Origin of the sequence: Chelativorans sp. YIM 93263, assembly GCF_028767125.1 — a bacterium.
Lineage (GTDB): Bacteria > Pseudomonadota > Alphaproteobacteria > Rhizobiales > Rhizobiaceae > Chelativorans.
Genome location: NZ_JAKCWP010000002.1, coordinates 348,722 through 373,525, shown reverse-complemented (window position 1 = coordinate 373,525; position 24,804 = coordinate 348,722). Strand labels below are relative to the sequence as shown.

Annotated in this window: 26 protein-coding genes; 13 read left to right on the top strand and 13 right to left on the bottom strand. The window is 59.1% G+C overall.

The window, feature by feature from the left end; all coding sequences use genetic code 11:
* Positions 1-152: 152 nt before the first annotated feature.
* From LY631_RS05970 to rpsF, 4 genes are all read right to left on the bottom strand, one after another.
* Positions 153-1,403, bottom strand: coding sequence for an SAM-dependent methyltransferase (locus tag LY631_RS05970; RefSeq protein ID WP_274424207.1), 1,251 nt, complete (start codon positions 1,401-1,403; stop codon positions 153-155).
* 244 nt (positions 1,404-1,647) lie between these two features.
* A complete protein-coding gene (gene rplI, locus LY631_RS05965; protein ID WP_274424206.1) occupies positions 1,648-2,280 on the bottom strand; it encodes a 50S ribosomal protein L9 in 633 nt (210 codons plus the stop codon).
* Positions 2,281-2,480: 200 nt separating this feature from the next.
* Positions 2,481-2,729 (bottom strand): 30S ribosomal protein S18, encoded by a 249-nt coding sequence (gene rpsR / locus LY631_RS05960; RefSeq protein WP_011581252.1) that lies wholly within the window; start codon positions 2,727-2,729, stop codon positions 2,481-2,483.
* Complete coding sequence (rpsF, locus tag LY631_RS05955) at positions 2,729-3,118, bottom strand: 30S ribosomal protein S6 (RefSeq protein ID WP_274424205.1); 390 nt, start codon at positions 3,116-3,118, stop codon at positions 2,729-2,731. The genes rpsR and rpsF overlap by 1 nt, the downstream gene beginning before the upstream one ends.
* Positions 3,119-3,566: 448 nt before the next feature.
* Here rpsF and LY631_RS05950 point away from each other — a divergent pair, with 448 nt between their 5' ends.
* The 4 genes from LY631_RS05950 (at position 3,567) to LY631_RS05940 (ending at position 5,191) form a co-directional block, all read left to right on the top strand.
* Positions 3,567-4,091 carry a YidB family protein gene (locus LY631_RS05950; protein WP_274424204.1) on the top strand — a complete coding sequence of 175 codons (525 nt, stop codon included), beginning with the start codon at positions 3,567-3,569 and terminating at the stop codon, positions 4,089-4,091.
* 68 nt (positions 4,092-4,159) lie between these two features.
* Entirely contained in the window at positions 4,160-4,417 is a 258-nt protein-coding gene (locus LY631_RS05945; RefSeq protein ID WP_274424203.1) for a GlsB/YeaQ/YmgE family stress response membrane protein, read from the top strand.
* 2 nt (positions 4,418-4,419) lie between these two features.
* A complete protein-coding gene (locus tag LY631_RS20435; RefSeq protein WP_445082853.1) occupies positions 4,420-4,785 on the top strand; it encodes an SH3 domain-containing protein in 366 nt (121 codons plus the stop codon).
* 37 nt (positions 4,786-4,822) lie between these two features.
* Positions 4,823-5,191, top strand: coding sequence for a lysozyme inhibitor LprI family protein (locus tag LY631_RS05940; RefSeq protein ID WP_274424202.1), 369 nt, complete (start codon positions 4,823-4,825; stop codon positions 5,189-5,191).
* Between the two features lie 124 nt (positions 5,192-5,315).
* Here the strand turns inward: LY631_RS05940 and LY631_RS05935 are convergent, their stop codons facing one another.
* Both LY631_RS05935 and LY631_RS05930 read right to left on the bottom strand, forming a co-directional pair.
* Positions 5,316-6,077: an ABC transporter permease gene (locus tag LY631_RS05935; protein WP_274424201.1), complete on the bottom strand. Its 762-nt coding sequence runs from the start codon at positions 6,075-6,077 to the stop codon at positions 5,316-5,318.
* Entirely contained in the window at positions 6,074-7,000 is a 927-nt protein-coding gene (locus tag LY631_RS05930) for an ABC transporter ATP-binding protein (protein WP_274424465.1), read from the bottom strand. Before LY631_RS05930 ends, LY631_RS05935 begins: the two co-directional genes overlap by 4 nt.
* 291 nt (positions 7,001-7,291) lie before the next feature.
* On the opposite strand from LY631_RS05930, the gene fabD reads away from it, so the two are divergent.
* The 7 genes from fabD (at position 7,292) to gmk (ending at position 13,621) form a co-directional block, all read left to right on the top strand.
* Positions 7,292-8,233: an ACP S-malonyltransferase gene (gene fabD, locus LY631_RS05925; RefSeq protein ID WP_274424200.1), complete on the top strand. Its 942-nt coding sequence runs from the start codon at positions 7,292-7,294 to the stop codon at positions 8,231-8,233.
* Between the two features lie 35 nt (positions 8,234-8,268).
* Positions 8,269-9,006, top strand: coding sequence for a 3-oxoacyl-[acyl-carrier-protein] reductase (gene fabG / locus LY631_RS05920; RefSeq protein ID WP_274424199.1), 738 nt, complete (start codon positions 8,269-8,271; stop codon positions 9,004-9,006).
* A 185-nt stretch (positions 9,007-9,191) separates the two neighbouring features.
* The gene (locus tag LY631_RS05915) at positions 9,192-9,428 is read left to right on the top strand and encodes an acyl carrier protein (RefSeq protein ID WP_274424198.1); all 237 of its coding nucleotides are present in this window, start codon (positions 9,192-9,194) and stop codon (positions 9,426-9,428) included.
* A 41-nt stretch (positions 9,429-9,469) separates the two neighbouring features.
* Positions 9,470-10,726: a beta-ketoacyl-ACP synthase II gene (gene fabF / locus LY631_RS05910; protein WP_274424197.1), complete on the top strand. Its 1,257-nt coding sequence runs from the start codon at positions 9,470-9,472 to the stop codon at positions 10,724-10,726.
* A gap of 115 nt (positions 10,727-10,841) precedes the next feature.
* Complete coding sequence (mltG, locus tag LY631_RS05905) at positions 10,842-11,996, top strand: endolytic transglycosylase MltG (RefSeq protein ID WP_274424196.1); 1,155 nt, start codon at positions 10,842-10,844, stop codon at positions 11,994-11,996.
* Between the two features lie 57 nt (positions 11,997-12,053).
* Positions 12,054-12,941, top strand: coding sequence for a YicC/YloC family endoribonuclease (locus LY631_RS05900; protein WP_274424195.1), 888 nt, complete (start codon positions 12,054-12,056; stop codon positions 12,939-12,941).
* Positions 12,942-12,943: 2 nt separating this feature from the next.
* Positions 12,944-13,621, top strand: a complete 678-nt coding sequence (gene gmk / locus LY631_RS05895) for a guanylate kinase (RefSeq protein ID WP_274424194.1) — start codon at positions 12,944-12,946, stop codon at positions 13,619-13,621.
* 12 nt (positions 13,622-13,633) lie between these two features.
* On the opposite strand, the gene rsmA is transcribed toward gmk, so the two are convergent.
* From rsmA to lptF, 6 genes are all read right to left on the bottom strand, one after another.
* Positions 13,634-14,458, bottom strand: coding sequence for a 16S rRNA (adenine(1518)-N(6)/adenine(1519)-N(6))-dimethyltransferase RsmA (rsmA, locus tag LY631_RS05890; RefSeq protein ID WP_274424193.1), 825 nt, complete (start codon positions 14,456-14,458; stop codon positions 13,634-13,636).
* On the bottom strand, positions 14,455-15,468 hold the full coding sequence (pdxA, locus tag LY631_RS05885; protein ID WP_274424192.1) for a 4-hydroxythreonine-4-phosphate dehydrogenase PdxA: 1,014 nt from the start codon (positions 15,466-15,468) through the stop codon (positions 14,455-14,457). The genes rsmA and pdxA overlap by 4 nt, the downstream gene beginning before the upstream one ends.
* A gap of 39 nt (positions 15,469-15,507) precedes the next feature.
* Complete coding sequence (locus LY631_RS05880; protein WP_274424191.1) at positions 15,508-16,443, bottom strand: peptidylprolyl isomerase; 936 nt, start codon at positions 16,441-16,443, stop codon at positions 15,508-15,510.
* A 131-nt stretch (positions 16,444-16,574) separates the two neighbouring features.
* Positions 16,575-18,971 (bottom strand): LPS-assembly protein LptD, encoded by a 2,397-nt coding sequence (locus LY631_RS05875; RefSeq protein WP_445082841.1) that lies wholly within the window; start codon positions 18,969-18,971, stop codon positions 16,575-16,577.
* A 1-nt stretch (position 18,972) separates the two neighbouring features.
* Entirely contained in the window at positions 18,973-20,058 is a 1,086-nt protein-coding gene (gene lptG / locus LY631_RS05870; RefSeq protein WP_274424190.1) for an LPS export ABC transporter permease LptG, read from the bottom strand.
* Positions 20,055-21,248, bottom strand: coding sequence for an LPS export ABC transporter permease LptF (gene lptF / locus LY631_RS05865; protein WP_274424189.1), 1,194 nt, complete (start codon positions 21,246-21,248; stop codon positions 20,055-20,057). Before lptF ends, lptG begins: the two co-directional genes overlap by 4 nt.
* A gap of 282 nt (positions 21,249-21,530) precedes the next feature.
* Here lptF and LY631_RS05860 point away from each other — a divergent pair, with 282 nt between their 5' ends.
* Positions 21,531-23,030 carry a leucyl aminopeptidase gene (locus tag LY631_RS05860; protein WP_274424188.1) on the top strand — a complete coding sequence of 500 codons (1,500 nt, stop codon included), beginning with the start codon at positions 21,531-21,533 and terminating at the stop codon, positions 23,028-23,030.
* A gap of 2 nt (positions 23,031-23,032) precedes the next feature.
* On the top strand, positions 23,033-23,479 hold the full coding sequence (locus LY631_RS05855) for a DNA polymerase III subunit chi (RefSeq protein ID WP_274424187.1): 447 nt from the start codon (positions 23,033-23,035) through the stop codon (positions 23,477-23,479).
* Between the two features lie 22 nt (positions 23,480-23,501).
* Here the strand turns inward: LY631_RS05855 and LY631_RS05850 are convergent, their stop codons facing one another.
* Positions 23,502-24,803, bottom strand: coding sequence for a DNA polymerase IV (locus LY631_RS05850; RefSeq protein WP_274424186.1), 1,302 nt, complete (start codon positions 24,801-24,803; stop codon positions 23,502-23,504).
* Position 24,804: the final 1 nt, after the last annotated feature.

The following is a 24,804-nucleotide window of genomic DNA, read 5'->3' as shown; positions in this document are numbered from 1 at the left end:
CTCTTCTCCTAGACCATCGGAGGAACACGGGTAAGCCGCCTGAATGAAAATAATGTCGATGCACACGCTATCCCCAGCGGCGCTGGTGAAAAACACCGATTCAGCGCATCAGAGCTTGACACCGAATCACCACAATTCCGCTGACTATATTCCTATTCGGCGGCGTGGGTGAAGACCTTTCCTTCGTCCGCAGCCAAGCGCTCCTCCGTCTCGCCGATATAATCACGGGTCAGGGGTAGGGTCTCTCGCTTCTTGGCGATCTGGATCTGGAAGTTCACCATCTCCTGCCAACGGAAGGATGCTTCCGCACCGGACAGATAAAATTCCCACATCCGCGCGAAACGCTCGTCATAGATCTCCACCGCCTTGCTGCGGTTGGCCATGAAGCGCTCGCGCCAGTTCTTCAGCGTTTCGGCGTAATGGAGCCGCAGCACCTCGACGTCGGTGACGATGAGGCCCGCCTTCTCGATGGCGGGCAGAATCTCCGACATGGATGGGATATAGCCGCCGGGGAAAATGTACTTCCGGATAAAGGCGCTCGTGACGGACGGGCCGGAGGTGCGGCCAATCGTATGCAGGAGCATCACACCATCGTCGTCCAGCAGTCGTGCGCATTGCTCGAAGAAGGTGCGGTAATGGTTGACGCCCACATGCTCAAACATGCCGACCGACACAATACGATCGAAAGGACCGGTCAGGGAGCGATAATCTGCAATCTCGAAACGTGCCCGGCCGGCAAGGTTTGCTTCTTGCGCGCGCTTCTGTGAGACCGTGTGCTGCTCTTCCGAGAGGGTGACGCCGAGTACCTCCGCGCCAAAATGCCTGGCGAGATAGAGACCCATGCCGCCCCAGCCCGAGCCGATATCCAGCACCTTCTGTCCCGGCTCCAGCGCCAGCTTGGCGGCAATGTGGCGCTTCTTGGCGCGTTGCGCCTCTTCCAGAGAGACGTTGGGGTCGGAGAAGTAGGCGCAGGAATACTGCATGTCCTCGTCCAGGAAGAGCTTATAAAGCTCGCCGGATAGGTCGTAGTGGCGCTGGACATTGCTTTTTGAGCGCGCGGCGGGGTTGAACTGGTGCAGCCGGCGGAAAAGGTAACGCAGACCTTCACCCATCCTCATCGCCAGGATTGGACCGCTGCCGGCCTCCATGTTCTGGTAGATCAGCTTCAGCAGTGCCAGCGGATTTCCTTTTTTGAAATCCAGATCGCCGTCCATGTAGGCCTCGGGAACCGCCAGCGCCGGATCGAGGGAGATTGCGCGTTCAGCCTGCCTGGAATGTATGACGACATGCACCGGCTCGCCGGACCCATCGCCAAAACTGTGCGTAGAGCCGTCGGCGCTCGTGATGCTCAGGTGTCCGGTCCGTATGAGGCGCGAAGCCAATTTCGTAAGTAACCGATTCATCACTCACCCCGCTTCTTTGGGATGAACAACTATGTATCAAATGAAACCTGAATGAAAAGGCTTTATGCTGCGGGCACTTACCAAATTGCGGCAGGAAATTGGCATAGAAAGGGCCGCCATCGCTGGGTTTCGTTGGCCTTGCACACCGGATGCGTCCTCGATTCAATTTTTCTAAAGCGTTATTGCCGGCAAAGAAAAGGCCGGGCGTGCGCCCGGCCTTTATCGGTGATGACGGGGGTCAGCACTACGCGTTGGAGTTTTCGTCCTCGGCCTCGCCGCCTTCGGTCTCCGGGTTTTCTTCGGACTCTTCAAGCTCGTATTCCGCACTCGGATCGAAGAACTCCTCGGGGCGGGCGCTCTCGTTAACGTCTTCGCCGTAGATCGCTTCGGCCGAATCAAGGCGCTCACCACGCGCCTGGCGCTCGGCTTCATCCTCGGAACGCGCGACATTCACCGTGATGGTGACGATTACCTCGGGATGCAGCGCGATCCCGACATTGGAGAGACCGATGCTCTTAATGGGCTGATTCATCTCGACCTGGTTGCGCCCGATCTTGAAGCCTTCCTCGTTAAGGATCTGCAGAATATCGCGCGGCGAGACAGAGCCATAAAGCTGGCCGGTCTCAGCTGCCGAACGGACTACAATAAAGGTCTTGCCGTCCAGCTTCTCCGCAACGCCCTCGGCGTCCTTACGACGTTCAAGGTCACGCGCCTCGAGATCGGCGCGCTGTGTCTCAAACTTCTTTTTGTTGGCTTCGTTGGCGCGCAAGGCCTTGCCTTGCGGCAGAAGGAAATTGCGGGCAAAGCCGTCTTTGACCCTCACGACATCGCCCATCTGGCCGAGCCGTGGAATGCGCTCCAAAAGAATGATTTCCATGGTTCCGTTTCCCTGATTGCCGGCTGGTGCCGGAATATCTTGAAGGCAGGTCAGGAAACAGGGCCTTGCGGCGGGTGTTCGCTGTCCTGCCTTGTGGCAGTTAGAGGCGGTGTTGCAACTGCCTCAACTCGGGTTTTGCAAGAATCCCGTTCCGTTCCCGAGGCGGAGGGGAGTTGCGGGCGATGACGCCCGCGCCGAAATTACTTCACAACGTACGGCAGAAGGCCCAGGAAGCGGGCGCGCTTGATGGCGCGGGCCAGTTCACGCTGCTTCTTCTGGCTAACTGCCGTGATGCGCGAGGGAACTATCTTGCCTCGCTCGGAAATGTAGCGCTGGAGCAGCTTCACGTCCTTATAGTCGATCTTCGGTGCGTTGGCACCGGAGAACGGACAGGTCTTGCGGCGGCGATGAAAGGGGCGCCGGGTGGGAATCTGATTAATGTCAACCATTACTGGCCACCTCCATTGCCTTCGCGCGGACGGCGCGGTCCGCGATCGTCACGGCGGCCACGGTCGTCGCGGCGCTGCATCATGGCCGAAGGGCCTTCCTCGTGTTCATCGACACGCACGGTCATGAAACGCAGGATATCTTCGGAGAGGCCCATCTGCCGCTCCATCTCCTTGACCGCTTCCGCCGGAGCGTTGATGTTCATCAGAGTGAAATACGCCTTGCGGTTCTTCCTGATCCGATAGGCCAGGGATTTCAGTCCCCAGCTCTCCACCCGACCGACACTGCCGTCGCCATTTTCGAGAACGCCCTTGTATTGCTCAACGAGCGCCTCGACCTGCTGCGGCGAGAGGTCCTGCCGGGCAAGAAACACGTTTTCGTAAAGTGCCATTTTCTTGCCTTTCTTCCATTTTCTGCCTGCCCGGCTCAGCGGCTAAAGCCTCAGCGACCCCTCCTGCCCGGTTTCCCGGTGAAGAAAGGCCAATTCGAGACGGTCGAGAGCGGAGACACGGGAGGCCGAAGCAATTCCTGCTTCCGGCGGTGCGACAGCACCAGCCCTCCGTTCAGCCCCCGGCTGAGACCGGCAGACGGCGCGTATATACAGCGTTTTGCCCGTTATGCAAGCCCGCGCTCGGAGGAAGCGGGAGGCCAGCCGCGTGTTGCAGATCGTGTGGTCGCCGCCGGCCGAAAGCCTCAAATGGGTTGAAGTTCTTTCACCCGCTGTAAAGCGCTTTAGCCGGTTTCTGTTGAAAGTGCGGGTGGAATGCGTGTCAATGTACACGTATTGCGGGAAATCTCTCCGCAGTCTGATGATCCTTGAGCCAGAAGGGGCGAAGAAAATGGGTCTTATGGATTCGATATTGGGCAAGGCCGTTCCGGGCGGCGCTATTTCCAAGCCGTTGATGATTGCGCTTGGAACGCTAGTCGTCGGGAAGATGATGCATCATGGCGGAAATCAGGGGCAGGCAATGGCGGCGCAGGCCGCCCCGGCCGCCAGTGGCCCAGCGGTCAGCAGTGGCCCAGCGGCCACTAGCGGCCCCGCGGGCATTAGCGGCTCACAACAGGATGGCGGGCTGCTCGGCGGCATGGACGGCCTTTTGCAGAAGTTGCAGGATGCCGGCCACGGCGAGGCGGCGCAATCGTGGGTTGGCAGTGGCCAGAACAAGCCCATCGATCCGCAGCATCTGCACCACGCGATCGGCAAGGAAAACGTCAGCCATGCGGCTCAGCAGGCCGGTATGAGCGAGCAGGAACTTCTTTCACAGCTCTCCAAGGCGCTTCCGGGACTTGTCGACAAGCTCACAGCCAACGGTAAAGTTCCCAATCTTCAGGAACTCGCGACCATTTTGGGACAGCACAAGTAAAGCCGAAAACGTGCCGGACAGCCGTCCGGCACGTACAATTGTTCAACTCCAGGAATGCAGGCTTCGTCATGTCGATTATTGGATGGATTATTCTCGGTCTGATCGCCGGGTTCATCGGCAGTAAAATCGTCAACAAGAGCGGGGAGGGGTTCTTCCTCGACATCGCGCTTGGGATTGTCGGCGCTGTCGTCGGCGGCTTTCTGTTCAGTCTGATTGGCGCGTCCGGGATCACGGGACTTAATATCTACAGTCTGATCGTCGCGGTCATCGGCTCGGTGGTTGTCATTCTTGCTTACCACATGGTGCTGACCCGGAAGGCAGGTTGACGATGGTTCGAGTTGGGATACTGGCAGGCACGGTCTTTATTGTCGTGCCTGCCATCGCGCAAGCCGAAAGCGCTCACCTGACCGATACCGTTGTGCTGCGGTCAGGTCCCGGATCGGATCACGCGCGCGTTGCCCAACTCAAAAAGGGCGCCAATGTGAGGGTATTTAGATGCGAAGATCGTTGGTGCAGCATCGCGTTTGGGAGCGAACGCGGCTGGGTTTCGGGAACCTGCCTGACGACCGTCAATAAGCCGGACGCGGAAGCGAACCATCCCCGTCGGATTCCGCTGTTGCTGGGGCCGGGGCCGGTACGCTCTTCCACTTTCGATCCTCCGGATTGGCCCGGGCAGGCCTGCCCGCAGCCGTGAAGGTTTGTTTGTGCATCGAACTGTAGGAAGGGCGTGAATGCGTGCGATTAGATTTTCCAAGGGGCTTTTACCCGCAATATTAATTCTGGGCGGCGGGGCGTTCCATTCGGCGCAGGCTCAAAGTTTCGATTGCGGCAAGGTCGAGTCCGATCTTGAATCCGCGATCTGCAATACGCCTGAACTCACTCGGATGGATATCAAGGCGGCGATTCTGTACAGAACGCTTGAAACCGCCGCGGAGACCGCGCCGGATTTCAAGAAGGAGCTTCAGGAGCAGCAGCGGGTGTGGTTGCATTCGCGGCGGGAGGATTGCGGGGGCAATGTCGAGTGCCTGGAAAAGCTTTACAAGGCCCGCGTCGCAGCCCTGCAGGAGCTTGCCGACAAGAAGCTTCAGGTGCGCCAATAGACGGCTGTGCGATTCAGCCGGATAGCGGGACCACGAGCGCATAAGCGCGGCGATGCGGCCGGTCTTTTGAAGACCGGCTAGTTCCTTTCGCTTGAAATCGTCATCGCCCGCGTCTCTTTGATTTCTAGGTCTTCAGTCGGTAACCGGTCTTGAATATCCACCAGACCAGGCCAAGGCAGATGGCAAGGAAGAGACAGATCATCGCGATACTGACGCCGATGCTGACGTCCGCGGTTTCGTAGAAGCTCCAGCGGAAACCGCTGATCAGGTACAGGACCGGATTGAAATAGGTCACCCGCTGCCAGAACTCGGGCAGCATATCGACCGAGTAGAACGAACCGCCGAGAAACACGAGCGGTGTAACGATCAGAAGCGGAATGAGCTGCAGCTTCTCGAAATTGTCTGCCCAAATGCCGATGATGAAACCGAATAGGCTGAATGTGACCGCCGTCAGCACGAGAAAGAACAGCATCCAGAAGGGGTGTCGGATCTCGATCGGGACGAAGAGATGGGCGGTTGCAAGTATAATGATGCCGAGGATCAGGGACTTGGTCGCGGCCGCACCCACGTAGCCGAGCAGGATTTCGACAAAGGAAATCGGCGCCGAGAGAACTTCATAAATCGTGCCGATGAATTTTGGAAAGTAGATGCCGAAAGAGGCATTCGAAATCGAGTTCTGCAGAAGCGTGAGCATCATCAAGCCCGGGACAATGAACGAGCCGTACTGCACGCCGTCAATCTCCTCGATACGCGACCCGATGGCGGCACCAAAAACAACGAAATAGAGCGAGGTGGACAGGACGGGTGAAACCACGCTCTGCAGGAGCGTGCGCCTCATCCGAGCCATTTCGAACAGATAGATGGATTTGACGGCCTCGATATTCACGGCGCTTCTCCTACAAGGCTGACAAAGATATCCTCAAGCGAGCTTTGCTTCGTGCTCACGTCTTTTACGGAAACGCCCGCCCTGTTGAGATCGGCGAGCAGTGACCCGATGCCCGTGCGCTCGGCCTGGGTGTCGTATCTATAAACGATGCGCCGTCCCTCGTTTTCAAGATCGAGATCATAGGCTTTCAGGTTGTCGGGCAGGGTGTCGACGGCGTCGTTCAACTCCACATTGAGTTGCTTCTTGCCGAGCTTGCGCATCAACTCGCTCTTCTCGTCGACGAGTATCAGCTGGCCCTTGTTGATGACACCCACGCGATCCGCGATCTCCTCGGCTTCCTCAATATAATGTGTGGTCAGGATGATCGTGACGCCTGAATCGCGCAGACGACGGACCAACTGCCACATGTCCTTGCGCAGTTCGACGTCTACGCCCGCCGTGGGTTCGTCCAGAAAGAGGATTTGTGGTTCGTGCGAAAGCGCCTTGGCGATCATGACACGGCGCTTCATCCCGCCCGAGAGTTCAAGAATCTTGTTGTCCTTCTTGTCCCAAAGAGACAAATCCCTGAGAATTCGTTCAACGATAGCGGGGTTGGGCTTTTTGCCGAAAAGGCCGCGGCTGTAGCTTACCGTCGCCCAGACAGTCTCGAAGGTTTCCGTATGCAGCTCCTGGGGGACCAATCCGATCCGCGAGCGCGCTTCCCGGAAATCCTTGACGATGTCGTATCCTTCGACGCTGACGGATCCGGAGGTCGGATGCACGAGACCGCACACGATGGAGATCATCGTCGTCTTGCCGGCGCCGTTCGGGCCGAGGAGGGCGAGGATTTCGCCCTTGTGGATCTCAAGGTCAACCTCGTGCAGGGCCGTGAGACCCGAATCATAGACCTTGGATAGGCTGGAAATGGTGATCGCTTGCTGCATGGGAACCGTGACAAACAGAAGGGAAATGATGCGTTCTATGTCGTGCGCGATGTACAGGAAACAGGCACCGCAAGTCGAAGCCGGCTTCATATAGGGCAGTTGGCGGCGATATGCCATCGGGGAGTATCAAAGGTCTGACTCCTCCTGACAAATATATCTCGCCGGACCAGATATATCAGTAATGTATCTGTTTGAGGGCGAGCGGCCCCCTTCGGTAAAAGGCTTGACGCGGAGGGGCAGTTGGGCCACCACCGTCTCCCAAACGAAAGCAGGTTTTGGGAGTTATCCGCGATGAGCACCGCTTTCACCTTCCCTGGGCAGGGGAGCCAGGCTGTCGGCATGGGCCGCGATCTGGCGGACGCGTTTGCAGAGGCTCGCGAGGTGTTCGGGGCGGTGGATGACGCGTTGGATCAGCGGCTTTCCACCATCATGTGGGAGGGGCCGGAAGACGAACTCACGCTCACGGCCAACGCGCAGCCGGCGCTGATGGCGGTCTCGATGGCGGTTATGCGCGTCATGGAGAAGGGCGGGATATCGCTGAAGGACAAGGTGTCCTATGTGGCCGGCCATTCGTTGGGCGAGTATTCGGCACTCTGTGCCGCCGGGACATTCACCCTCGCAGATACTGCCCGGCTCTTGCGTATCCGCGGCAACGCCATGCAGGCGGCCGTGCCGGTGGGTGAGGGAGCCATGGCTGCGATCATCGGGCTGCCTGCGGAAGATGTAGAAGCAGTCTGTAGCGAGGCCGCAGACGGTGCCATCTGCCAGATTGCCAACGATAATGGCGGCGGGCAGCTCGTCATTTCCGGGAACAAGACGGCGGTGGAGAAGGCCGCGAACCTTGCCACGGAGAAGGGCGCCAAGCGCGCGATGATGCTGCCGGTGTCTGCACCGTTCCACTCCGCCCTCATGGCTCCGGCAGCGGAGCGGATGGGCGAAGCGCTTGCCCAGGTGGCCAAGAAGCGGCCCGAGGTGCCGGTGATTCCGAACGTTGCGGTGAGCCCGATAACCGATCCTGAGGACATCACGGCGCGCCTTGTGGAGCAGGTTACCGGGCGGGTGCGGTGGCGCGAGACCGTGGAGTGGTTCGGCCGGAACGAAGTTCACACGCTCTATGAAATCGGTTCCGGAAAGGTACTCACCGGTCTGGCCCGGCGCATCGACCGCCAGATCCACGGGATCACCGTAAATTCTCCCGCCGACATCGAGGCGGCCATGAAAGCGCTTGCATGAGGCGCAACCCAAGTTTTTCGAAAGAGGACCGGACAATGTTTGATCTCAGTGGCCGCAAGGCGCTCGTAACGGGAGCTTCCGGTGGCATCGGTGAAGCCGTGGCGCGCGCGCTCCATTCGCAAGGTGCCACCGTCGGGCTGCACGGAACCCGCGTAGAGAAGCTGGAGACGCTAGCCGGCGAGCTGGGCGAGCGGGTCAAGCTCTTCCCCGCCAACCTTTCCGATCGCGAGGAGGTGAGTGCACTGGGCCGTAAAGCCGAATCGGAGTTGGAAGGGGTGGATATCCTCGTCAATAATGCGGGGATTACCCGGGATGGACTGTTTGTCCGTATGAGTGATGAGGACTGGGACGCGGTCCTGGAGGTTAATCTCACGGCCGCTTTCCGCCTGACTCGAGAATTGACCCATCCCATGATGCGTCGGCGCTTCGGCCGTATCGTCAATATTTCGTCTGTGGTCGGAGTGATGGGCAATCCGGGGCAGGCGAATTATTGTGCTTCGAAGGCTGGCCTCATAGGTTTTTCAAAGTCTCTTGCGCAGGAGATCGCAGGACGGAATGTTACGGTCAACTGCGTTGCGCCGGGCTTCATCGAATCGGCAATGACGGAAAAGCTCAACGAAAAGCAGCGCGAGGGGATTATGAGCACGATTCCCATGAAGCGCATGGGAACCGGAGCGGAGGTCGCTACGGCGGTCGCTTACCTGGCCTCCAACGAGGCTTCTTACGTGACCGGGCAGACCGTGCATGTCAACGGAGGGATGGCCATGCTTTGAGGCGTGGCTGGCGCTTTGATCCGGCGCGCATTCGTGCTATTGGCGCGTCCAACGAATTGCGAGCCTATCGAGAGCAGGCGGATGCAAAAAGTGGATAAAGCCGTTAGTACGATTGTCTTTTCAGCTTGATTAGGCGAATTCGTGCCGCTAACGAGTACCGGAAATTCACGAGCGAGGGTTCTCACATGAGTGATACTGCAGAACGCGTCAAGAAGATCGTCGTCGAGCATCTTGGCGTCGACGCTGACAAAGTAAACGAACAGGCCAGCTTCATCGACGATCTTGGCGCGGACAGCCTCGATACGGTCGAATTGGTCATGGCGTTTGAAGAAGAATTCGGTGTTGAAATTCCCGACGACGCCGCCGAGACGATCCTTACGGTCGGCGATGCGATCAAATACATCGAAAAGGCCACTGCCTGAGGCCAGGCCGGTCGTCCGAATCAAGGCAAGGCAATCGAAATATGAGGCGTGTCGTCGTCACCGGAATGGGGCTTCTTTCTCCGTTCGGCCTAGGGGTCGAGCACGGATGGAAATGCCTGTTGTCCGGACGGAGTGCAGCAAGGCGCATCGATGGATTCGAGATCGATGACCTGCCGTGCAAGATTGCCAACGTCATCCCGCGCGAGGGCGAGGGTGCATTCGATCCGGACCAGTTTCTGGAGCCGCGCGAGCAACGCAAGATTGGCGACTTCATCTCCTATGGCATTGCTGCTGCCGATCAAGCTCTCGCCGATTCTGGGTGGGAGCCCAAGTCCGAGGCCGACCGCAATAATGCGGGCGTGCTGATCGGATCAGGTATCGGCGGAATCGAGGGGATTGCGGAAAATGCGCTCATCCTGCGTGATCGCGGACCTCGGCGCATCAGTCCCTTCTTCATTCCGGGCAACATTATCAACCTGGTTTCGGGCCAGGTCTCCATCCGGCATGGTTTGAAAGGACCGAACCATGCCGTGGTGACGGCCTGTTCGACCGGTGCGCATGCTATTGGCGATGCGGCCAGGCTTATCATGCTGGGAGATGCCGACGTTATGCTGGCCGGCGGCGCAGAGGCGCCGGTTACGCGGCTTGCGATCGCCGGGTTCTCCGCGTGCAAGGCGCTCTCCACCAGTTTCAACGATACGCCGGAAAGAGCGTCGCGCCCCTATGACAGGGACCGGGACGGTTTTGTCATGGGTGAGGGCGCCGGTGTCCTTGTTCTGGAGGAACTGGAGCACGCGAAGGCGCGCGGAGCCAAGATCTATGCCGAGGTCGTCGGCTATGGGCTGACGGGCGATGCCCACCACATCACCGCGCCGGCAGAAGACGGCGACGGTGCTTACCGGTGCATGACCGCGGCAGTAAAGCGCGCCGGGCTTACGCCTGCCGACATCGACTATATCAACGCACATGGCACCTCCACCATGGCAGATACGATCGAGCTTGGGGCTGTTGAGCGGTTGATGGGCGATGCAGCCGAGAACGTGTCCATGTCGTCGACGAAATCGTCCATCGGGCATCTGCTCGGCGCAGCGGGCGCAGCGGAAGCTATCTTCTCCCTTCTGGCTATACGCGACAACGTCGTGCCGCCGACGATCAATCTCGACAATCCGGATGCCGAGACAGCGATCGATCTGGTCCCGAAGAAACCGCGCGAACGCCGCGTGGATGTGGCGCTGTCCAACTCGTTTGGATTCGGCGGAACAAACGCTTCGCTGGTCTTCAAACGGCTTGATAGCTGAGCCTGTTCTGGGCTGCAGGGTCGGAAATTTGTCGTTATTGTACTGCATGGTATGCATATGATTCCTCCTCGGCGCGGAGGATGCATAATCTTATCAGCAGAAGGAGACCGACGATTTGGTTAGACGGACTGGATCGGATAGGATCGTCGCCAAGTCGGCGCGTGAGACACTTCGTCCCGAGACTGGTACACCGCCGCCCTCCAAGCGTTCGCGGTATGCACGGAACCGGTTTGTCGTATTTCTGAATTTCGTTCTTTCCTGTGTCATCTTTCTCGTCATTCTTGCCGGTGTCCTGTTCTACATTGGCAAGCTTCAGTTCGAGAGGCCGGGCCCGTCGACAACGGCGGAAACGATCATGATCCCGCCAAGGACCGGCGTGCGGGCGATCGCCGATTTGTTGGAGCGGCGCGGGCTCATCACTGATGCGCGGATCTTCGTCGTCGGCCTGCGCATCCATGATGCGGATAGCGCCATCAAGGCGGGCGAGTACGAGATCAAGGCTCATGCTTCCATGCAGGACATCATGGAGCTTTTGGAGAGCGGCCGTTCGGTGCTGTATTCGCTGACGATTCCGGAGGGGGAGACCGTTGCCCAGGCCTTTGAGCGTATTGCCAATATGCCTCAGCTTTCCGGAGAGCTGCCGGAGGAACTGCCGCCGGAGGGGAGCCTCGCCACGAATACGTTCCGCTTTACGCGCGGAACATCTCGCGAAGACGTGGTGAACCGGCTGATGGAGGAGCAGAAACAGATCGTCAGCAGTGCCTGGGAGCGCCGTGCGGACGATCTTCCCATCGACAGTGTCGAAGAGTTCATAACCCTGGCGTCTATTGTGGAAAAGGAGACCGGTGTTCCGGACGAGCGTTCCCGCGTGGCGGCCGTGTTCCTCAACCGTCTGGAACGCGGTATGCGTATGCAGTCGGATCCGACGGTCATTTACGGCCTGTTTGGAGGAGAGGGGAAACCGTCTGACCGGCCAATCTATCGGTCCGATCTTGAGAAAGAGACGCCCTATAACACCTACATTATCGACGGACTGCCGCCGACGCCCATCGCTAATCCGGGCAAGGCCTCACTCGAGGCGGTGGCGAACCCCTCGCGCACGGACGATCTTTATTTCGTAGCCGATGGGACCGGGGGGCATGCCTTTGCCACGACGCTGGACGAGCATAATCAGAATGTCGCCCGCTGGCGCAGAATTGAGCTTGAGCGTCGAACGCAGCAAGAGCAAGAGGCGGCCGAAGGCGCCGAAGAGGCGGAGGATAGCGAATGAGCGCTTATCCTTTCTGACAAATGGATCGTGCGGCCGGGCGGGACGCGGGGGACGTCTATGGCACTACAGAGCATGACGGGTTTCGCGCGTGCTGCGCTCGAATGCGAGGCGGCAACGGTGAGCTGGGAGTTGCGGTCGGTGAATGGCCGCGGTCTCGATGCTCGTTTGCGCATGCCACAGGGACTCGAACGGGTGGAGCAGTCCGCGAAGCAGCGTATCATGCGCCGCTTTTCGCGCGGAAACATCCAGGCAAATCTGACTGTGCAGCACGGCGAGGCGTCGCGCCGCCCGGTTGTGGACGAGGTATTTCTCGATGAACTGGCGAAGCAGGCCCGCCGACTTGAGGAAGAGTACGGTGCTGCTCCCGCCAGGGCTGATGGCTTGCTCGCGCTTCGGGGCGTTCTGGATATCCCCGGCTCGACTGCCGACGAGGGAACTCAGGGCCAGATCGAAGATGCGGCGTTGCGTGCACTCGACACTGCGCTCGAAGAATTGGAAGCCGCACGCCGGGCGGAAGGCGAAGCGCTGAAAGATGTGATATCCGGCCAGATAGATTCCATTGAAAGGCTTGCCGATCGGGTGGAAACCGATCCTTCACGCGAGACCGAGAGCATTCGCGCGCGGCTCGGGGAGCAGGTCCAACTCCTTCTGGATACCGCGCCGTCTCTGGAGGAAGGCCGTCTCTATCAGGAGGCTGCTTTCCTTGCCGCCAAGGCCGATATACGCGAGGAAGTAGATCGCCTGAAGACCCATGTAAGCTCGGCACGTTCCCTTCTCGAGAATGGTGGGCCGGTCGGGCGTAAGCTGGACTTTCTTGCACAGGAGTTTAATCGGGAAGCGAATACGCTTTGCTCGAAATCCAACGCGTCTTCCGTGACTGCGATCGGACTGGAGCTGAAGGTCGTTGTGGATCAGCTGCGCGAGCAAGTTCAAAATCTGGAGTAGGAATGCCGTCTTCTGCGTCCGAAATTACCCCCATCCGCCGCCGGGGCCTGATGCTTGTTCTCTCGTCGCCTTCGGGCGCGGGAAAATCGACTATCGCGCGGAGCCTGCTGGAACACGACAGCAGCTTCAAACTGTCGGTCAGCGTGACGACACGGCCCCGCCGGGCCAGTGAGATCGAGGGTGTTCACTACAAATTCAAAACCATGCGCGAATTCGAGATGCTGCGGGACAGCGGCGAATTACTCGAATGGGCAGAGGTGCACGGAAATTGTTATGCCACGCCGAGAAAGCCGGTCGAAGAGGCGATTGCGGATGGACGCGATATGCTTTTCGATATCGACTGGCAGGGTGCGGCACAGCTTCGCGAGAAAATGCCCGACGATATCGTTTCGGTTTTCATTCTGCCGCCGACAATGGGTGAACTTCTAGCGCGGCTGACGCGGCGCGCAGAGGACACGCCGGAGACGATCGAGAAGCGGCTGAAGAACGCGTGCTTGGAGATCGAGCAATGGCGCGACTATGACTACATTGTCATCAATGATGATCTGGGTAGCGCTTTTGAATCTGTCCGCTCGATCGTCCAGGCAGAAAGGCTGCGGCGCGAGCGCAGGCCCGGACTGGAAGATTTTGTGGGACGGCTTCTAACCGGGAAGAACGCTGATAAACGAGAAGAAAGCTGACAGAATGTTAGACTAAATCGCGTTCGCCAAACGGACGAATTCTTCCACCGACAGCGTTTCGGCCCGGCGAGTGCCGTCAATTTCAGTGGCTTCCAGCAACTCCCCGCCGCCCAGTGCTTTCAAGCTTTGCCGCAGCATCTTACGCCGCTGGCCGAAGGCGGCTTCGGTCACGCGCGCCAGCTTCTCCACCTTTGTTTCCAGCGGCTGCTCACGCGGGATGAGGTGAACCACCGAGGATGTGATCTTTGGCTGTGGCGTGAAAGCACGGGGCGGCACATCGAAGGCAATGGAAGCCTCCATGCGCCATCCGGCCAGGACGCCGAGCCGGCCGTAGTGGCTGCTTCCCGGTGGCGCAACGATCCGCTCGGCCACTTCCCGCTGAAACATCAGGGTGAGGGACCGGTAGTATGGCGGCCATTGCTTTGACGTCAGCCAGCGGATCAGAAGCTCCGTGCCGATGTTATACGGCAAATTGGACACGATCTTCGTTGGTGCGTTGCCAACGAGTGCGGTAAAATCGGTAGCGAGCGCGTCGGCGGCCACGATCTCTAACTGGCCGGGATAGTGCGCAGCGATTTCCTCCAGTGCGGCGATGCAGCGCTCGTCGCGCTCAATCGCTATGACCCGCGCGGCTCCTTCGGATAGGAGGGCGCGGGTGAGGCCGCCGGGCCCGGGGCCTACCTCGATTACGGTAAAGCCTTCGAGCCGACCGGCCGTGCGGGCAACCCGGCGGGTAAGGTTCAGGTCGAGGAGGAAGTTTTGGCCCAGCGCTTTCTTGGCAAAAAGCCCATGTCGCTGGATGACGTCCCGAAGCGGTGGTAGTTCATCGAGCGTCATGCCGGATTTCGGGCCGCGTTGTCGGCGAGCTGACGGGCGAGCTTGAGCGCCGCGATCAGACTATCCGGTCGCGCGATACCCTTTCCGGCGATGTCGAAGGCTGTGCCGTGATCAGGGGAGGTGCGGATAAAGGGGAGCCCGAGCGTGACATTCACCGTTTCGTCGAAAGCGAGTGCCTTGACTGGGATAAGCGCCTGGTCGTGATACATGCACAGCGCTGCATCGTATTTGCGGCGCGCATCGGCGTGGAACATCGTATCGGCAGGGAGGGGACCGACAACATCGATCCCTTCTGCACGCAAGGCTGCGACGGCCGGAGCGATGATGCGGGCGTCCTCCTCACCAAGCGCGCCGCCCTCACCAGCGTGAGGATTAAGGCCGGCGACCGCCAGGCGTGGCCGTTCGATGCCGAAACGCTGGACAAGGTCGCGCGTGACGACCCTCGCGGTTTCTTCGATTGCCTCTCGTGTGAGGGTTGCCGGCACCGTGGCTAGCGATTGATGCACGGTGACTGGTACGGTGCGGAGGTCGGGGCCGGCCATCATCATAACCTGGGTGGCGGGTTTCCCCGTGATCTCCTGCGCCAGGTGGCCAAGAAATTCAGTATGCCCGGGGAAAGTGAAGCCGGCGTCGTAGAGTGGCTTCTTCGCGATCGGGCAGGTGACGATTCCGTCGGCATTGCCGCTCATCGTGTCTTGGACAGCTCGCGTGATTGCCTCGATGACACCGGCGGCGTTTTCGCGGGCCGGCTGTCCCGGGGCATCCGTAAGATTGTTTTCCAGCGGAACGACGGGAAGGGCATCGGCGAACCGCGAGATCGCCTGTTCGGCAGAGGTCTCGACGATGGGGACATCCAAATTGAGCCGCTTTGCGCGCGCGACGAGCAATGACGGGTCTGCCAGCGCGTAGAAAGCGGGAACAGCATGTTTCCTGCGCTGTAGCCAAGCAGATACCAGGATCTCCGGACCGATGCCCGCCGGCTCACCAACGGTCAGCGCGAGGTTGGGCATGGCAGACCAGCTGGAATATTTACACCGGTCGGAAGAGCTTCAACGCTGGATGATGCGCGCATTCTCGCGTAGCTCGCTCGTAAGTTCTTCGGAAAGCTGTTCGACAGACGTGTCTTCCGTATCTTCATTCTGGAACATCAGCTTGGCAACGTGATCGTCCGAGACCTGGCGTGTGCTGCATACTCCGATGAATTCCACGCCGCGATCGGTTGTGCGTACCGGCGTGGCCTGACCCGGGCCCAAGCCAACGATATCGTCCTTCCAATCCGCAGGAAGTTCCGGTTCCAGAACTCGGCCCTGATCCCTCACAGTAACGTCAATAATGCCCTTGGCAGCTTCCACCGTAGTATCGCAGCCGTTGAAGCGGCCGCGCATGGCGCGGGCCTCACCCTGACGCTGCGACAGCAATTGCGAGCGCTGGGCCGACGGCACGACAAAGATCACTTGCTGCAGCCGATACTCCGTGGTGGAGGGCTTTTGGCCGCCCTGCTGCATGATCCGTTCAACCACCTCCGCCTCGCTCAGTTCTCCGCCGGAGCCGGACCGCGACTGCAGGAAGCGCCCCCAGCCAATCTGAACGCTCATGAAGCCTTGAAAGTGCTCCTTCGTCACTCCGGCTTCAGACAGGATACGATCGAGTTGAGCTACAGTCAGGTCGTTCGATGCCGCGAAGTTCGCATAAGCATCATCGATCATCGCCTGCGTGACCGCGACACCGGAACGTTGCAGCTCCTGCCGGCGCAAGGTCTGATTGATCATCTCATCCACCGCGGCCTGGTTTAGGTCGCCGCCCCGCCGCATGAGCCTAAGAAGCGCCACCCGGCGGTTGATATCGTAATTCGTGATTGGCTGATCATTGACCACGTAGCGGACTTCAGTGGCCATGGCGGGAAGCACAATCGGTGCGACCGACATGGAAAACGCCATTGCCAATATCAGCAATGCTTTTGGAAAATGGCGGGTGAATGTCGGCATGATTCCTGTTCTTCCGTTCATTTCAATCTGACCTGTATGCCCCTGATCCTTCCTTGCCATCATTCCAGATGGGCAAAACTGTGACGATAGGGGTATACCACGCTCTAAAAAGCCTTAGCAGAACATAGGCCCTAGCCGCTGGTAAAGCCAGAAGAGTCCGTGCCGAAGTCGCCCAGTGTGCGCAGTGAGATGCTGAAACCGAAGCTCCGTTCCACGTCATCCGTGTCATCCGTGCGCTTTTCGGAGACGTTTAGGCGATAGCTGAAACATTCGTCGTCATATGCAAATCCGAACGAATTCTTCACAAGCGTTTTGGTTTCCAGATCATAGGTTCCTGACGCAAAGCCGCGCCAGTTTTCATTGAATCGAATAGAGGTCTGGGCCGTAACTTCGCGGCGGTCATCATCAAAACCGTAGAGGGGCTGGCTCTGGATGAAGGTGTAACCCACACTTGCAGCCACCGCTCCGAAGTTCGTGCCTGCTTCGACGTCGGTGCGCCGAATCTCGAACGTCTCCTCGTCAAAACGGCCGCTTACGGATGCGGCGAAGCCACCCGGAGTGGTGAAGCCCAGCATGCCGACATAGTCGGATCGGTCGGTTTCGAGACCGGAGTAGGCCCCAACGTTCACGAGGTCCGGCGAGGCATAGGAATTGTCACCGGCCAGGTGATAGGACTGGCCGAAAAGACCGTGCGCCGTAACGCCATTATCGAAGCTGCCGGAATAGCGGATGCCAATATTGGCGCGCGTTCCGCCTTCGATTCGATCGTAGCCCGAGAACTTATCGCGCTGGAAGAGACTGGTTGCATCAAAGACCAACGATTGCGCATCTTCGTTCGGAATGCCGAGCCTGTCGTGATAGGGCTCATCTGGGCGCGCAAAAACCTGGGCCATCGGCTCCAGAACGTGAGAAGAACTGCTCGTGGAAAAAAGGATTGGCCAGCGCGCCTCGAGACCGGCGGTTGCCATAGAGCGGTAATAAGCCGAGCGTACATCGCTGTTTGTCTCAGCTTTGTCGATCGTGAATCCGCTGATCTCATCGATCGCGTCTTGAGACAAATCCGCGTAAATTGCGTCGCCACGCGCATGCAAGAGTGGCGTGACAACCAAGCCTCCCTCGCTTGTAAAGGAACGCTTCCACTCCGCCTCCGCGGTTAGCCGGCCGGATTTGCCTTCCAGTCCCTGGACCTTGGTGCCTTCGATTGTGTGCTCACGATACCACGTCGTCGGGGACATGCCTTCTTCGCGGTAGAGGTTCTGAGCGTTTACGTCGAAAGTCAGTTCTCCTCCAGCAACCGGCTCGTCCGCCGTATAGGTGTAATCGAGATTGGGCAAAACCCAAGGCTGCTTCCTATTGCGAGCATTGTTATTAGAGTCCAACATGCTTTCCTGCACTTCAAAGTGATAGGCGCGCAGGTCGAAGAAATTCCGGTCGTCCAGCCCAGTGAGATAGGCTTGCGACGTGTGAACCGAACTGGAGAACCCACCGATATCGTAGGTGTTGGAAAAATTCTTGTCGGATTGCGCCAGCACGTCCCAACCGAAGGACCAGCGCCGGTTGATGCTGAAATCCCCTGTGGAGCCGATCATGCCGCGCTCGGTTACGGTCGAGTCGACTTTCTTGCTGTCCCAGGCGGCGGGATCCCGCTGACTGATCCCCGCGATCTTTAGATTATACTCCCCGTTATTGAAGCGCTGACGCCATTCCGCCTCGCCCAGAAAACCCTGGTTTGTGTATCCCGTAACGGAAACGGTAAGGTCATATGTCGGTGAAAGCGCCAGATAATAGGGTACCGTCACGCCGAAGCCGCGTTCGCTGCCGCCTGCAAACCTGGGCATGAGGAAGCCTGACTTGCGCTCGACTGTCGGGTCCGGAACCTCAAAGACCGGTAACCACGCCAGCGGCAGGCCGAAGAATTCGAACCGTGTGTTCTCAAAACGGACGGTCCGCGCCTCACCGTCCCAGATAATCTTTTGTGCTTTGATCTGCCATTGCGGCGGCTTGTCCGGATTTTCCTCGCACGGCTCGCAAGCGGTGTAGACGCCTCTGAGGAAGGTCGTGCGCCCGTCCCCGGTGCGCTCCGCGCTTGCAGCGGCGAAATGGGTGTCGTCGGCCGCCTCGACCCTAAGCGCGTCGACGAAGCCTTCGCTGAAATCGTCGGTGACGTCGATCCGGTCGGCATAGATTACGTTGCCGTCTTCCTCAACGATCTCGACCTCACCGCTGGCGATGACTCGCGAGGTGGCCTGATCATAGGTTACCTGCTGGGCGACCAGATTGTTTCCGGCATATTCAATCTGGACATTGCCGACCGCGGTGATCGTGTTGCGGTCATTATCGTAGACCACCGTATTCGCAGTGAGCAGCATCTGCTCATTTTCCGGCAGGTCGCGGCCGGCAAGGGAATCCACCTGGGCAGCTGCAACGGAGGCAGCAGCGGCCAGGGCGATAAAGGCGACCCCCGCTTTAAAGCGCAGTCCGCGTACAATCCGCTGCGGCGAGCGATCCCTCTTTACCGCGTTCCCCAACTTAACCGTCCTCCTTAAACAATAAAAACGTAATCCCGAAAAACATCGCAGCCAATACCGGAGTCCACGCGGCGACGGTCGGCGGCATGAAGCCGGCACTCCCAAATGCCCTCACCAAAACTGATACGACATAAAGCAGAAACCCGGAGATGATGCCACCCAGAATCACCACCACAGATAGCCCCATCCGGTTAAAACGCATGGAAACGGTGGCCGCTATCAAGGTCATAGCAACCAGCAATGGCGGCAGAGTCACCAGCGATTGAAATTGCATTGCGAAGGCGTTTGCGCGCAGGCCGAGGGAGCGTGCCACCTCGACCATCGTGGGGAGATCGAAGACGGAAACCGCCTCCGGATCGGTAAGCTGATAGCCTAAATAGCGCGGCTGAAGGTTCGTCGGGACCGATACGGTTTCGAGCCTTTCGGGCGTTAGCGTTCCCTGCCGGCGCGTGACACTGGTCAGCTCCCAGTGTCCATCCCGCAGTCGCGCGCGCTCTGCATCCAGCCTTTGGGTGATTCTTCCCTGGTCATCCATGAGCAGGAATACGGGCCGAACGAGGGTCTGCCCGCCATCCAGCGTCGTCTCCGCGCCAATGACGGTCTGTCCTTCGTCCGTTCGCTGATTGATCCACTGCTCGCGTTCCCCGTTCAGTGCAGAACTCGCTCCCCTCACTTCTGCCTCGAGCGCTTGTGCTCTTGCAAAGCCGTTGGCGGCTAGCGGATTAAGGAGGACGACGGAGAGCAACCCGAAAATGAAAGCGCCCGCGCAGATCGGGGTGAGAAATTGCCAGGCTGAAATGCCGGCCGCTCTGGCGATTACCAGCTCATATTTTCGATTTAAGCTGATCAGCGTCGCCATTGCCGCGATCAGACCGATAAACGGCACGGCCTGGAGCATGATCATGGGAAGTTGAAGTGCTGCAAGGCCCAAGGCCCAGTCCGCGGAGTAGCCGTCCAGGTCGCTGGAGCGGCCGGAGATTTCCGTAAAGGATACGACGAAGATAAGGGCGGCTATACCAATGAAGTTCCCCGCGGCGATGACCGCATAGCGACGCAGGAAATAACGGGCCAGCGTAAAGCCGATCATGCACGCCCCCCCGATGAAGGGGAGAACCTGGCACGAAGACGAGAGAGGCGTTCACCAACGGATTGCAACCGTTCCAGGAGGCGCTCCGTCCAACTCGTCGGCAACTCCATGACGCGATTTGTTACGATGAAGAAACCGGAAATAAGGATCATGCCGATGGGGATGGCGTAGAGCATGAAAGAAAAGAAGGGGTTGGTTTCCGCCTCGTTGCCGGCGTAGAAACCTCCCCAACGCACCAAGAGGCTAATGGCCATGGTGGTGACCGTCGGATGCAGGCGCGCTTCCCGGAAAGAGCGCGCATCGCCGGCGACAGCAATGCCGATAAGCGCAAATACGACCGGATACAGCCATTCGGAAAGTCGTTTGTGCAGCTCCGCGCGATACTTCTGCGGGGCATGCGCATAGAGCTTGTCGTCCGGATCGGGATTCATGAGGTATGTTAGATAACGATCCTTCCTTTGCAGGTTAGGCTCGCCATCATCGCTCGTGAATTCGGAGAGGTCGAAGGCGTATGAATCGAAACGGATCACCGAGACGCTTCCGTCTCCCGACTTGCGCTGCACCTCGCCATCTCGCATCGCCAGGATGCTGCCACTGTCCGACTGGACAGCCGCGCCCTCGCGGGCATGATAGATCAGCTGCATATCTTCTTCGCGCGAATCAACGACGAAGATGCCTCCGAGTCGTCCGTCCGAAAGGTGCTCAGAAACCTGGACGAATAGCCCGTCGTCCACCCGCTGAAATGAGCCTTCCTGCAACACGCTCGTGATCAAATCCGCGTTCGCATTGGCAAGGATATGGCGCATGGATTGGCGTGAGTAGGGCTCTAGTGTGTTGTGAATGGCGAAAGAGGCCAGGCTGGCGATGATTGCGATGAGCAGCATAGGCCGGATCGTTATCGTTCTTGGGCCGCCAGCCGCACTGATCACCACGAGTTCGGAATCGGAGTTCATGGTGGCCAGCGTCTGCGCAACGGCCAAGCCGATGGCGAATGGGATGACAATAGGAATGACCGCCGGCAGTGCAAGCGCGGCCACGGTGAAGAACGTGGCAGCGGACTGCCCGCTAGTGGTGACCAGGTCGAGACGGTTGAGGACTTGAGTCGTCCACACGATGACGAGCACCCACGCCAACGCGGCGACGAAAATCGCCAGCGTACGCCGCAGGATGTAGAGCTCGATCACCTTCATCAGTATTAATCTTCCGGCTATTGATGGCCACTATGCGGCAGGCGCGTAGAATCGATCCGAGCGATACAACGCGGTGCGCCGATATCGGAATCATTCATCTACCGTTGTCCCCACACCAATGTGTTACCAGTACACCTAACGAAATGGAAAGGAACAAGGTTAACAGCCCTCACGCCTTATGACACGCTGTCGCGACGGGTATATCGACAATCGCCCTTGCCAATTGGCTGAAAAAAACCAAGATCGCGCGAGCGTTCACGTTCTAAAGAAGCAGGAAGTTCCATGACCAAAGAACCGACAGTTGCCTTTGCCGAGTTTGCCACGCCGAAATCCGGAAGCGCGATTGTTCTTGTCCCGGAGGGCGGAAAGCTCAGCGATGCGGCCGCTTCTTGCGACCCCGCAGGTGTTCTGCCCCGGGTCTTCGATACGGCCGAGTTCAAGGGGAAGCTGGCCGCATCGGTCGAAATTTTTGCGCCGCAGGAAACGCAACTCGATCGGCTTGCGGCCGTCGGAACCGGCAAGGCAGGCGCGCTCGATGAAAACGCATGGCTGAGGATCGGCGGCGCCGTGGCCGCAGCGGCAAAGAATGCGAAGGAGGTCACGGTTGTGGTGGACGTGGCGGATGCCTCTCCGGGCGCGCGGGATGTCGCGGCGATCGGGCTCGGTATCCTGCTGCGCTCTTATAGGTTCGATAAATACAAGACGCGCAAAGACGACAATGGCGATAACGGCCGCAAGGACGACAAGCCTGTCAAATACACCATTCAGTGTGCCGATCCGGCCGCGGCCGAAAAAGCGTTTGCCGAGGCTTCCGCGGTCGGGCAGGGGGTATCCCTAGCGCGGGATCTCGTGAACGAACCGGCCAACATCTTGGGTCCCGAGGAATTCGCCGATAAAGCCAAGGCGCTCGAGAAGCTCGGCGTGAAAGTCGATATTCTGACCGAGAAGGAGTTGGAAAAAATCGGTATGGGCGCGCTGCTTGCTGTTGGCCGCGGCTCGGTCCGTCCGCCGCGCGTGGCGGTGATGCGATGGGACGGTGGTGATTCCAAGCAGAAGCCGGTTGCATTCGTCGGCAAAGGTGTCGTGTTCGATACGGGCGGAATCTCGATAAAGCCGGCCGCTAGTATGGAGGATATGAAAGGCGACATGGCCGGTGCGGCAACCGTCGTCGGCCTGATGCACGCACTGGCCGCGCGCAAGGCCCAAACCAATGCCGTAGGCATCATCGGCCTCGTGGAGAATATGCCGGACGGCAACGCGCAGAGGCCTGGCGACATCGTCACATCGCTGTCGGGGCAGACCATCGAGGTCATCAACACGGATGCGGAGGGACGTCTCGTTCTGGCTGACCTGCTGTGGCACTGCAAGGAAGAGTTTAAGCCGGAATTCATGGTCAACCTTGCGACGCTCACCGGCGCTGTGATCGTCGCGCTTGGCAACCAACATGCCGGTTTGTTCTCGAATGACGATGCGCTTGCGGAGCGGCTTGCCGCAGCCGGCAAGGTGACGGGCGAGAAAGTCTGGAGGCTGCCGCTTGGCTCGGAGTATGACAAGCTTATCGACACCAAGAACGCCGATATGAAGAACACAGGCGGACGCAGCGCCGGCTCAATCACTGCCGCGCAGTTCCTCAAGCGCTTTGTCGACGATACGCCCTGGGCACACCTCGACATCGCGGGAACGGGAATGGCGTCGCCTTCCTCGGAGATCAACCAATCTTGGGCATCCGGCTTCGGCGTTCGTCTTCTCGACCGATTGGTGGCTGATCACTACGAGCGGTAAGCGTGGAAGCGCTCTTTTATCATCTCACGGAGTCGACGCTGGAAGATGCGTTGCCCCCGCTCGTGGAAAAAAGCCTCGAGCGGGGGTGGAAAGTGTGCATTCAAACCACCGACGAGGAGCGCCGGGATGCGCTGGATGCGAGGCTGTGGACCTACCGGGATGACGGCTTTTTGCCGCATGGCACGGACCGGGAGCCTAACGCGGCGGAGCAGCCGGTCCTCTTGACCACCGGGACCGAAAGCGTGAACCGAGCCACGATCCGCTTCCTGGTCGACGGTGCAGTGCCGGGGGAGATGGAGGGATACACACGAGCCGTGTTTCTCTTTGACGGTCACGACACGGTGCAACTCGAGTCCGCGCGTGAACAATGGAAGTCCATGAAAGCAGCGGGTCACGATGTAACCTACTGGCAGCAGGGACCGGACCGACGTTGGCAGAAGAAGGCGTAAGCGCAGAGACCGGAGCAACGTTTCATTTCGAATTCCGGCTAGGTCTTTTTCCGCGGCCAAACGTGTAACCTGTTTCGACGGCTGTCCGTCCATACTTCGCACGGAGGCTGTCGACAGCACCTTCGGCCAGCGCGCGTTTGTGAGAGAGAGTGTCCACGAGATCCTGCGGGTCTGCCTTGGCGGCATCGGTGAGTTCACTTACGCCGATGCCCAGAAGTCGGAATCGTGTGCCGTCCGCCTCCCGTTTCAGCATGTCCAGACCGGCGGAAAAAATCCGGTCTGCGAGGCGCGTGGGGTTGCGTAACTGCCGATTTCGCGTGCGCGTACGAAAATCTGCGGTCTTGAGCTTTAAAACCACGGTGCGCCCGGCGATCTCCTTGCCCTTCAGCCGTGCCGAAACACGCTCGCTGAGGCCGCGCAGAACGGGTACAAGCTCGTCGAAATCGGCAATGTCGCTGTCGAACGTTGTTTCGGAAGAAACGCTCTTGGCTTCTGCGCGCGGCTTCACGCGCCGGGGGTCCTCGCCTCGGGAAAGGCTATATAGCCGCTCACCCATGGTGCCGTAGCGGCGCATGAGATCTTCGCGTTCCATGCGCTGTAATTGGCTGATGGTGCGGATGCCATCCTTGGCGAGCGTAGCGGAAAAGGCTTTGCCGACACCCCAGATCGCCGTTACCGGCTTTTCGGCCAAGAAGGTGAGGGCTTCCGCCTTGCCGATGACAGAAAAGCCGCGCGGCTTATCGATATCCGATGCGATCTTTGCCAGAAACTTGCAATAGGAGAGGCCGACGGACGCGGTAATGCCGATCTCCTCCTCCATCTCGCGCGCAAAGCGCGCGAGCACGTAAGCCGGCGTCGCACCGTGGAGGCGCTCCGTGCCCGAAAGGTCGAGAAACGCCTCGTCTATAGAAAGCGGCTCAACCATGGGCGTCAGTGCGAGCATCTTTTCCCGCACCTGGCGGCCGACGCCTGCGTATTTCTCCATATTCGGTTTGATCACGATGGCGTCGGGGCATGCCTCCAGCGCCTTGAACATGGGCATTGCGGAGCGTACGCCGTTGATACGGGCTATGTAGCAAGCGGTGGAGACGACGCCGCGCTTGCCGCCGCCAATGATCAGCGGCTTGTTCTGCAGCTCTGGATTATCGCGCTTTTCCACCGCCGCGTAAAACGCGTCGCAATCAATGTGTGCAATGGAAAGCGTGGCCAGTTCGTCATGATGCAACAGGCGAGGGCTGCCGCAAGAGCGGCATCTGCGCTCCGCTCGCCCTGCCTCGACGAGGCAATCGCGGCAGAAGCCCTCGATTGATGCGTTGACGTTCATG

Coding starts and splice junctions, on each gene's coding strand:
- LY631_RS05970 (WP_274424207.1), bottom strand. CDS start 1,403: ATGAATCGGTTACTTACGAAATTGGCTTCGCGCCTCATACGGACCGGA.
- rplI (WP_274424206.1), bottom strand. CDS start 2,280: ATGGAAATCATTCTTTTGGAGCGCATTCCACGGCTCGGCCAGATGGGC.
- rpsR (WP_011581252.1), bottom strand. CDS start 2,729: ATGGTTGACATTAATCAGATTCCCACCCGGCGCCCCTTTCATCGCCGC.
- rpsF (WP_274424205.1), bottom strand. CDS start 3,118: ATGGCACTTTACGAAAACGTGTTTCTTGCCCGGCAGGACCTCTCGCCG.
- LY631_RS05950 (WP_274424204.1), top strand. CDS start 3,567: ATGGGTCTTATGGATTCGATATTGGGCAAGGCCGTTCCGGGCGGCGCT.
- LY631_RS05945 (WP_274424203.1), top strand. CDS start 4,160: ATGTCGATTATTGGATGGATTATTCTCGGTCTGATCGCCGGGTTCATC.
- LY631_RS20435 (WP_445082853.1), top strand. CDS start 4,420: ATGGTTCGAGTTGGGATACTGGCAGGCACGGTCTTTATTGTCGTGCCT.
- LY631_RS05940 (WP_274424202.1), top strand. CDS start 4,823: ATGCGTGCGATTAGATTTTCCAAGGGGCTTTTACCCGCAATATTAATT.
- LY631_RS05930 (WP_274424465.1), bottom strand. CDS start 7,000: ATGCAGCAAGCGATCACCATTTCCAGCCTATCCAAGGTCTATGATTCG.
- fabD (WP_274424200.1), top strand. CDS start 7,292: ATGAGCACCGCTTTCACCTTCCCTGGGCAGGGGAGCCAGGCTGTCGGC.
- fabG (WP_274424199.1), top strand. CDS start 8,269: ATGTTTGATCTCAGTGGCCGCAAGGCGCTCGTAACGGGAGCTTCCGGT.
- LY631_RS05915 (WP_274424198.1), top strand. CDS start 9,192: ATGAGTGATACTGCAGAACGCGTCAAGAAGATCGTCGTCGAGCATCTT.
- fabF (WP_274424197.1), top strand. CDS start 9,470: ATGAGGCGTGTCGTCGTCACCGGAATGGGGCTTCTTTCTCCGTTCGGC.
- LY631_RS05900 (WP_274424195.1), top strand. CDS start 12,054: ATGGCACTACAGAGCATGACGGGTTTCGCGCGTGCTGCGCTCGAATGC.
- gmk (WP_274424194.1), top strand. CDS start 12,944: ATGCCGTCTTCTGCGTCCGAAATTACCCCCATCCGCCGCCGGGGCCTG.
- rsmA (WP_274424193.1), bottom strand. CDS start 14,458: ATGACGCTCGATGAACTACCACCGCTTCGGGACGTCATCCAGCGACAT.
- pdxA (WP_274424192.1), bottom strand. CDS start 15,468: ATGCCCAACCTCGCGCTGACCGTTGGTGAGCCGGCGGGCATCGGTCCG.
- LY631_RS05880 (WP_274424191.1), bottom strand. CDS start 16,443: ATGCCGACATTCACCCGCCATTTTCCAAAAGCATTGCTGATATTGGCA.
- lptG (WP_274424190.1), bottom strand. CDS start 20,058: ATGATCGGCTTTACGCTGGCCCGTTATTTCCTGCGTCGCTATGCGGTC.
- lptF (WP_274424189.1), bottom strand. CDS start 21,248: ATGAAGGTGATCGAGCTCTACATCCTGCGGCGTACGCTGGCGATTTTC.
- LY631_RS05860 (WP_274424188.1), top strand. CDS start 21,531: ATGACCAAAGAACCGACAGTTGCCTTTGCCGAGTTTGCCACGCCGAAA.
- LY631_RS05850 (WP_274424186.1), bottom strand. CDS start 24,803: ATGAACGTCAACGCATCAATCGAGGGCTTCTGCCGCGATTGCCTCGTC.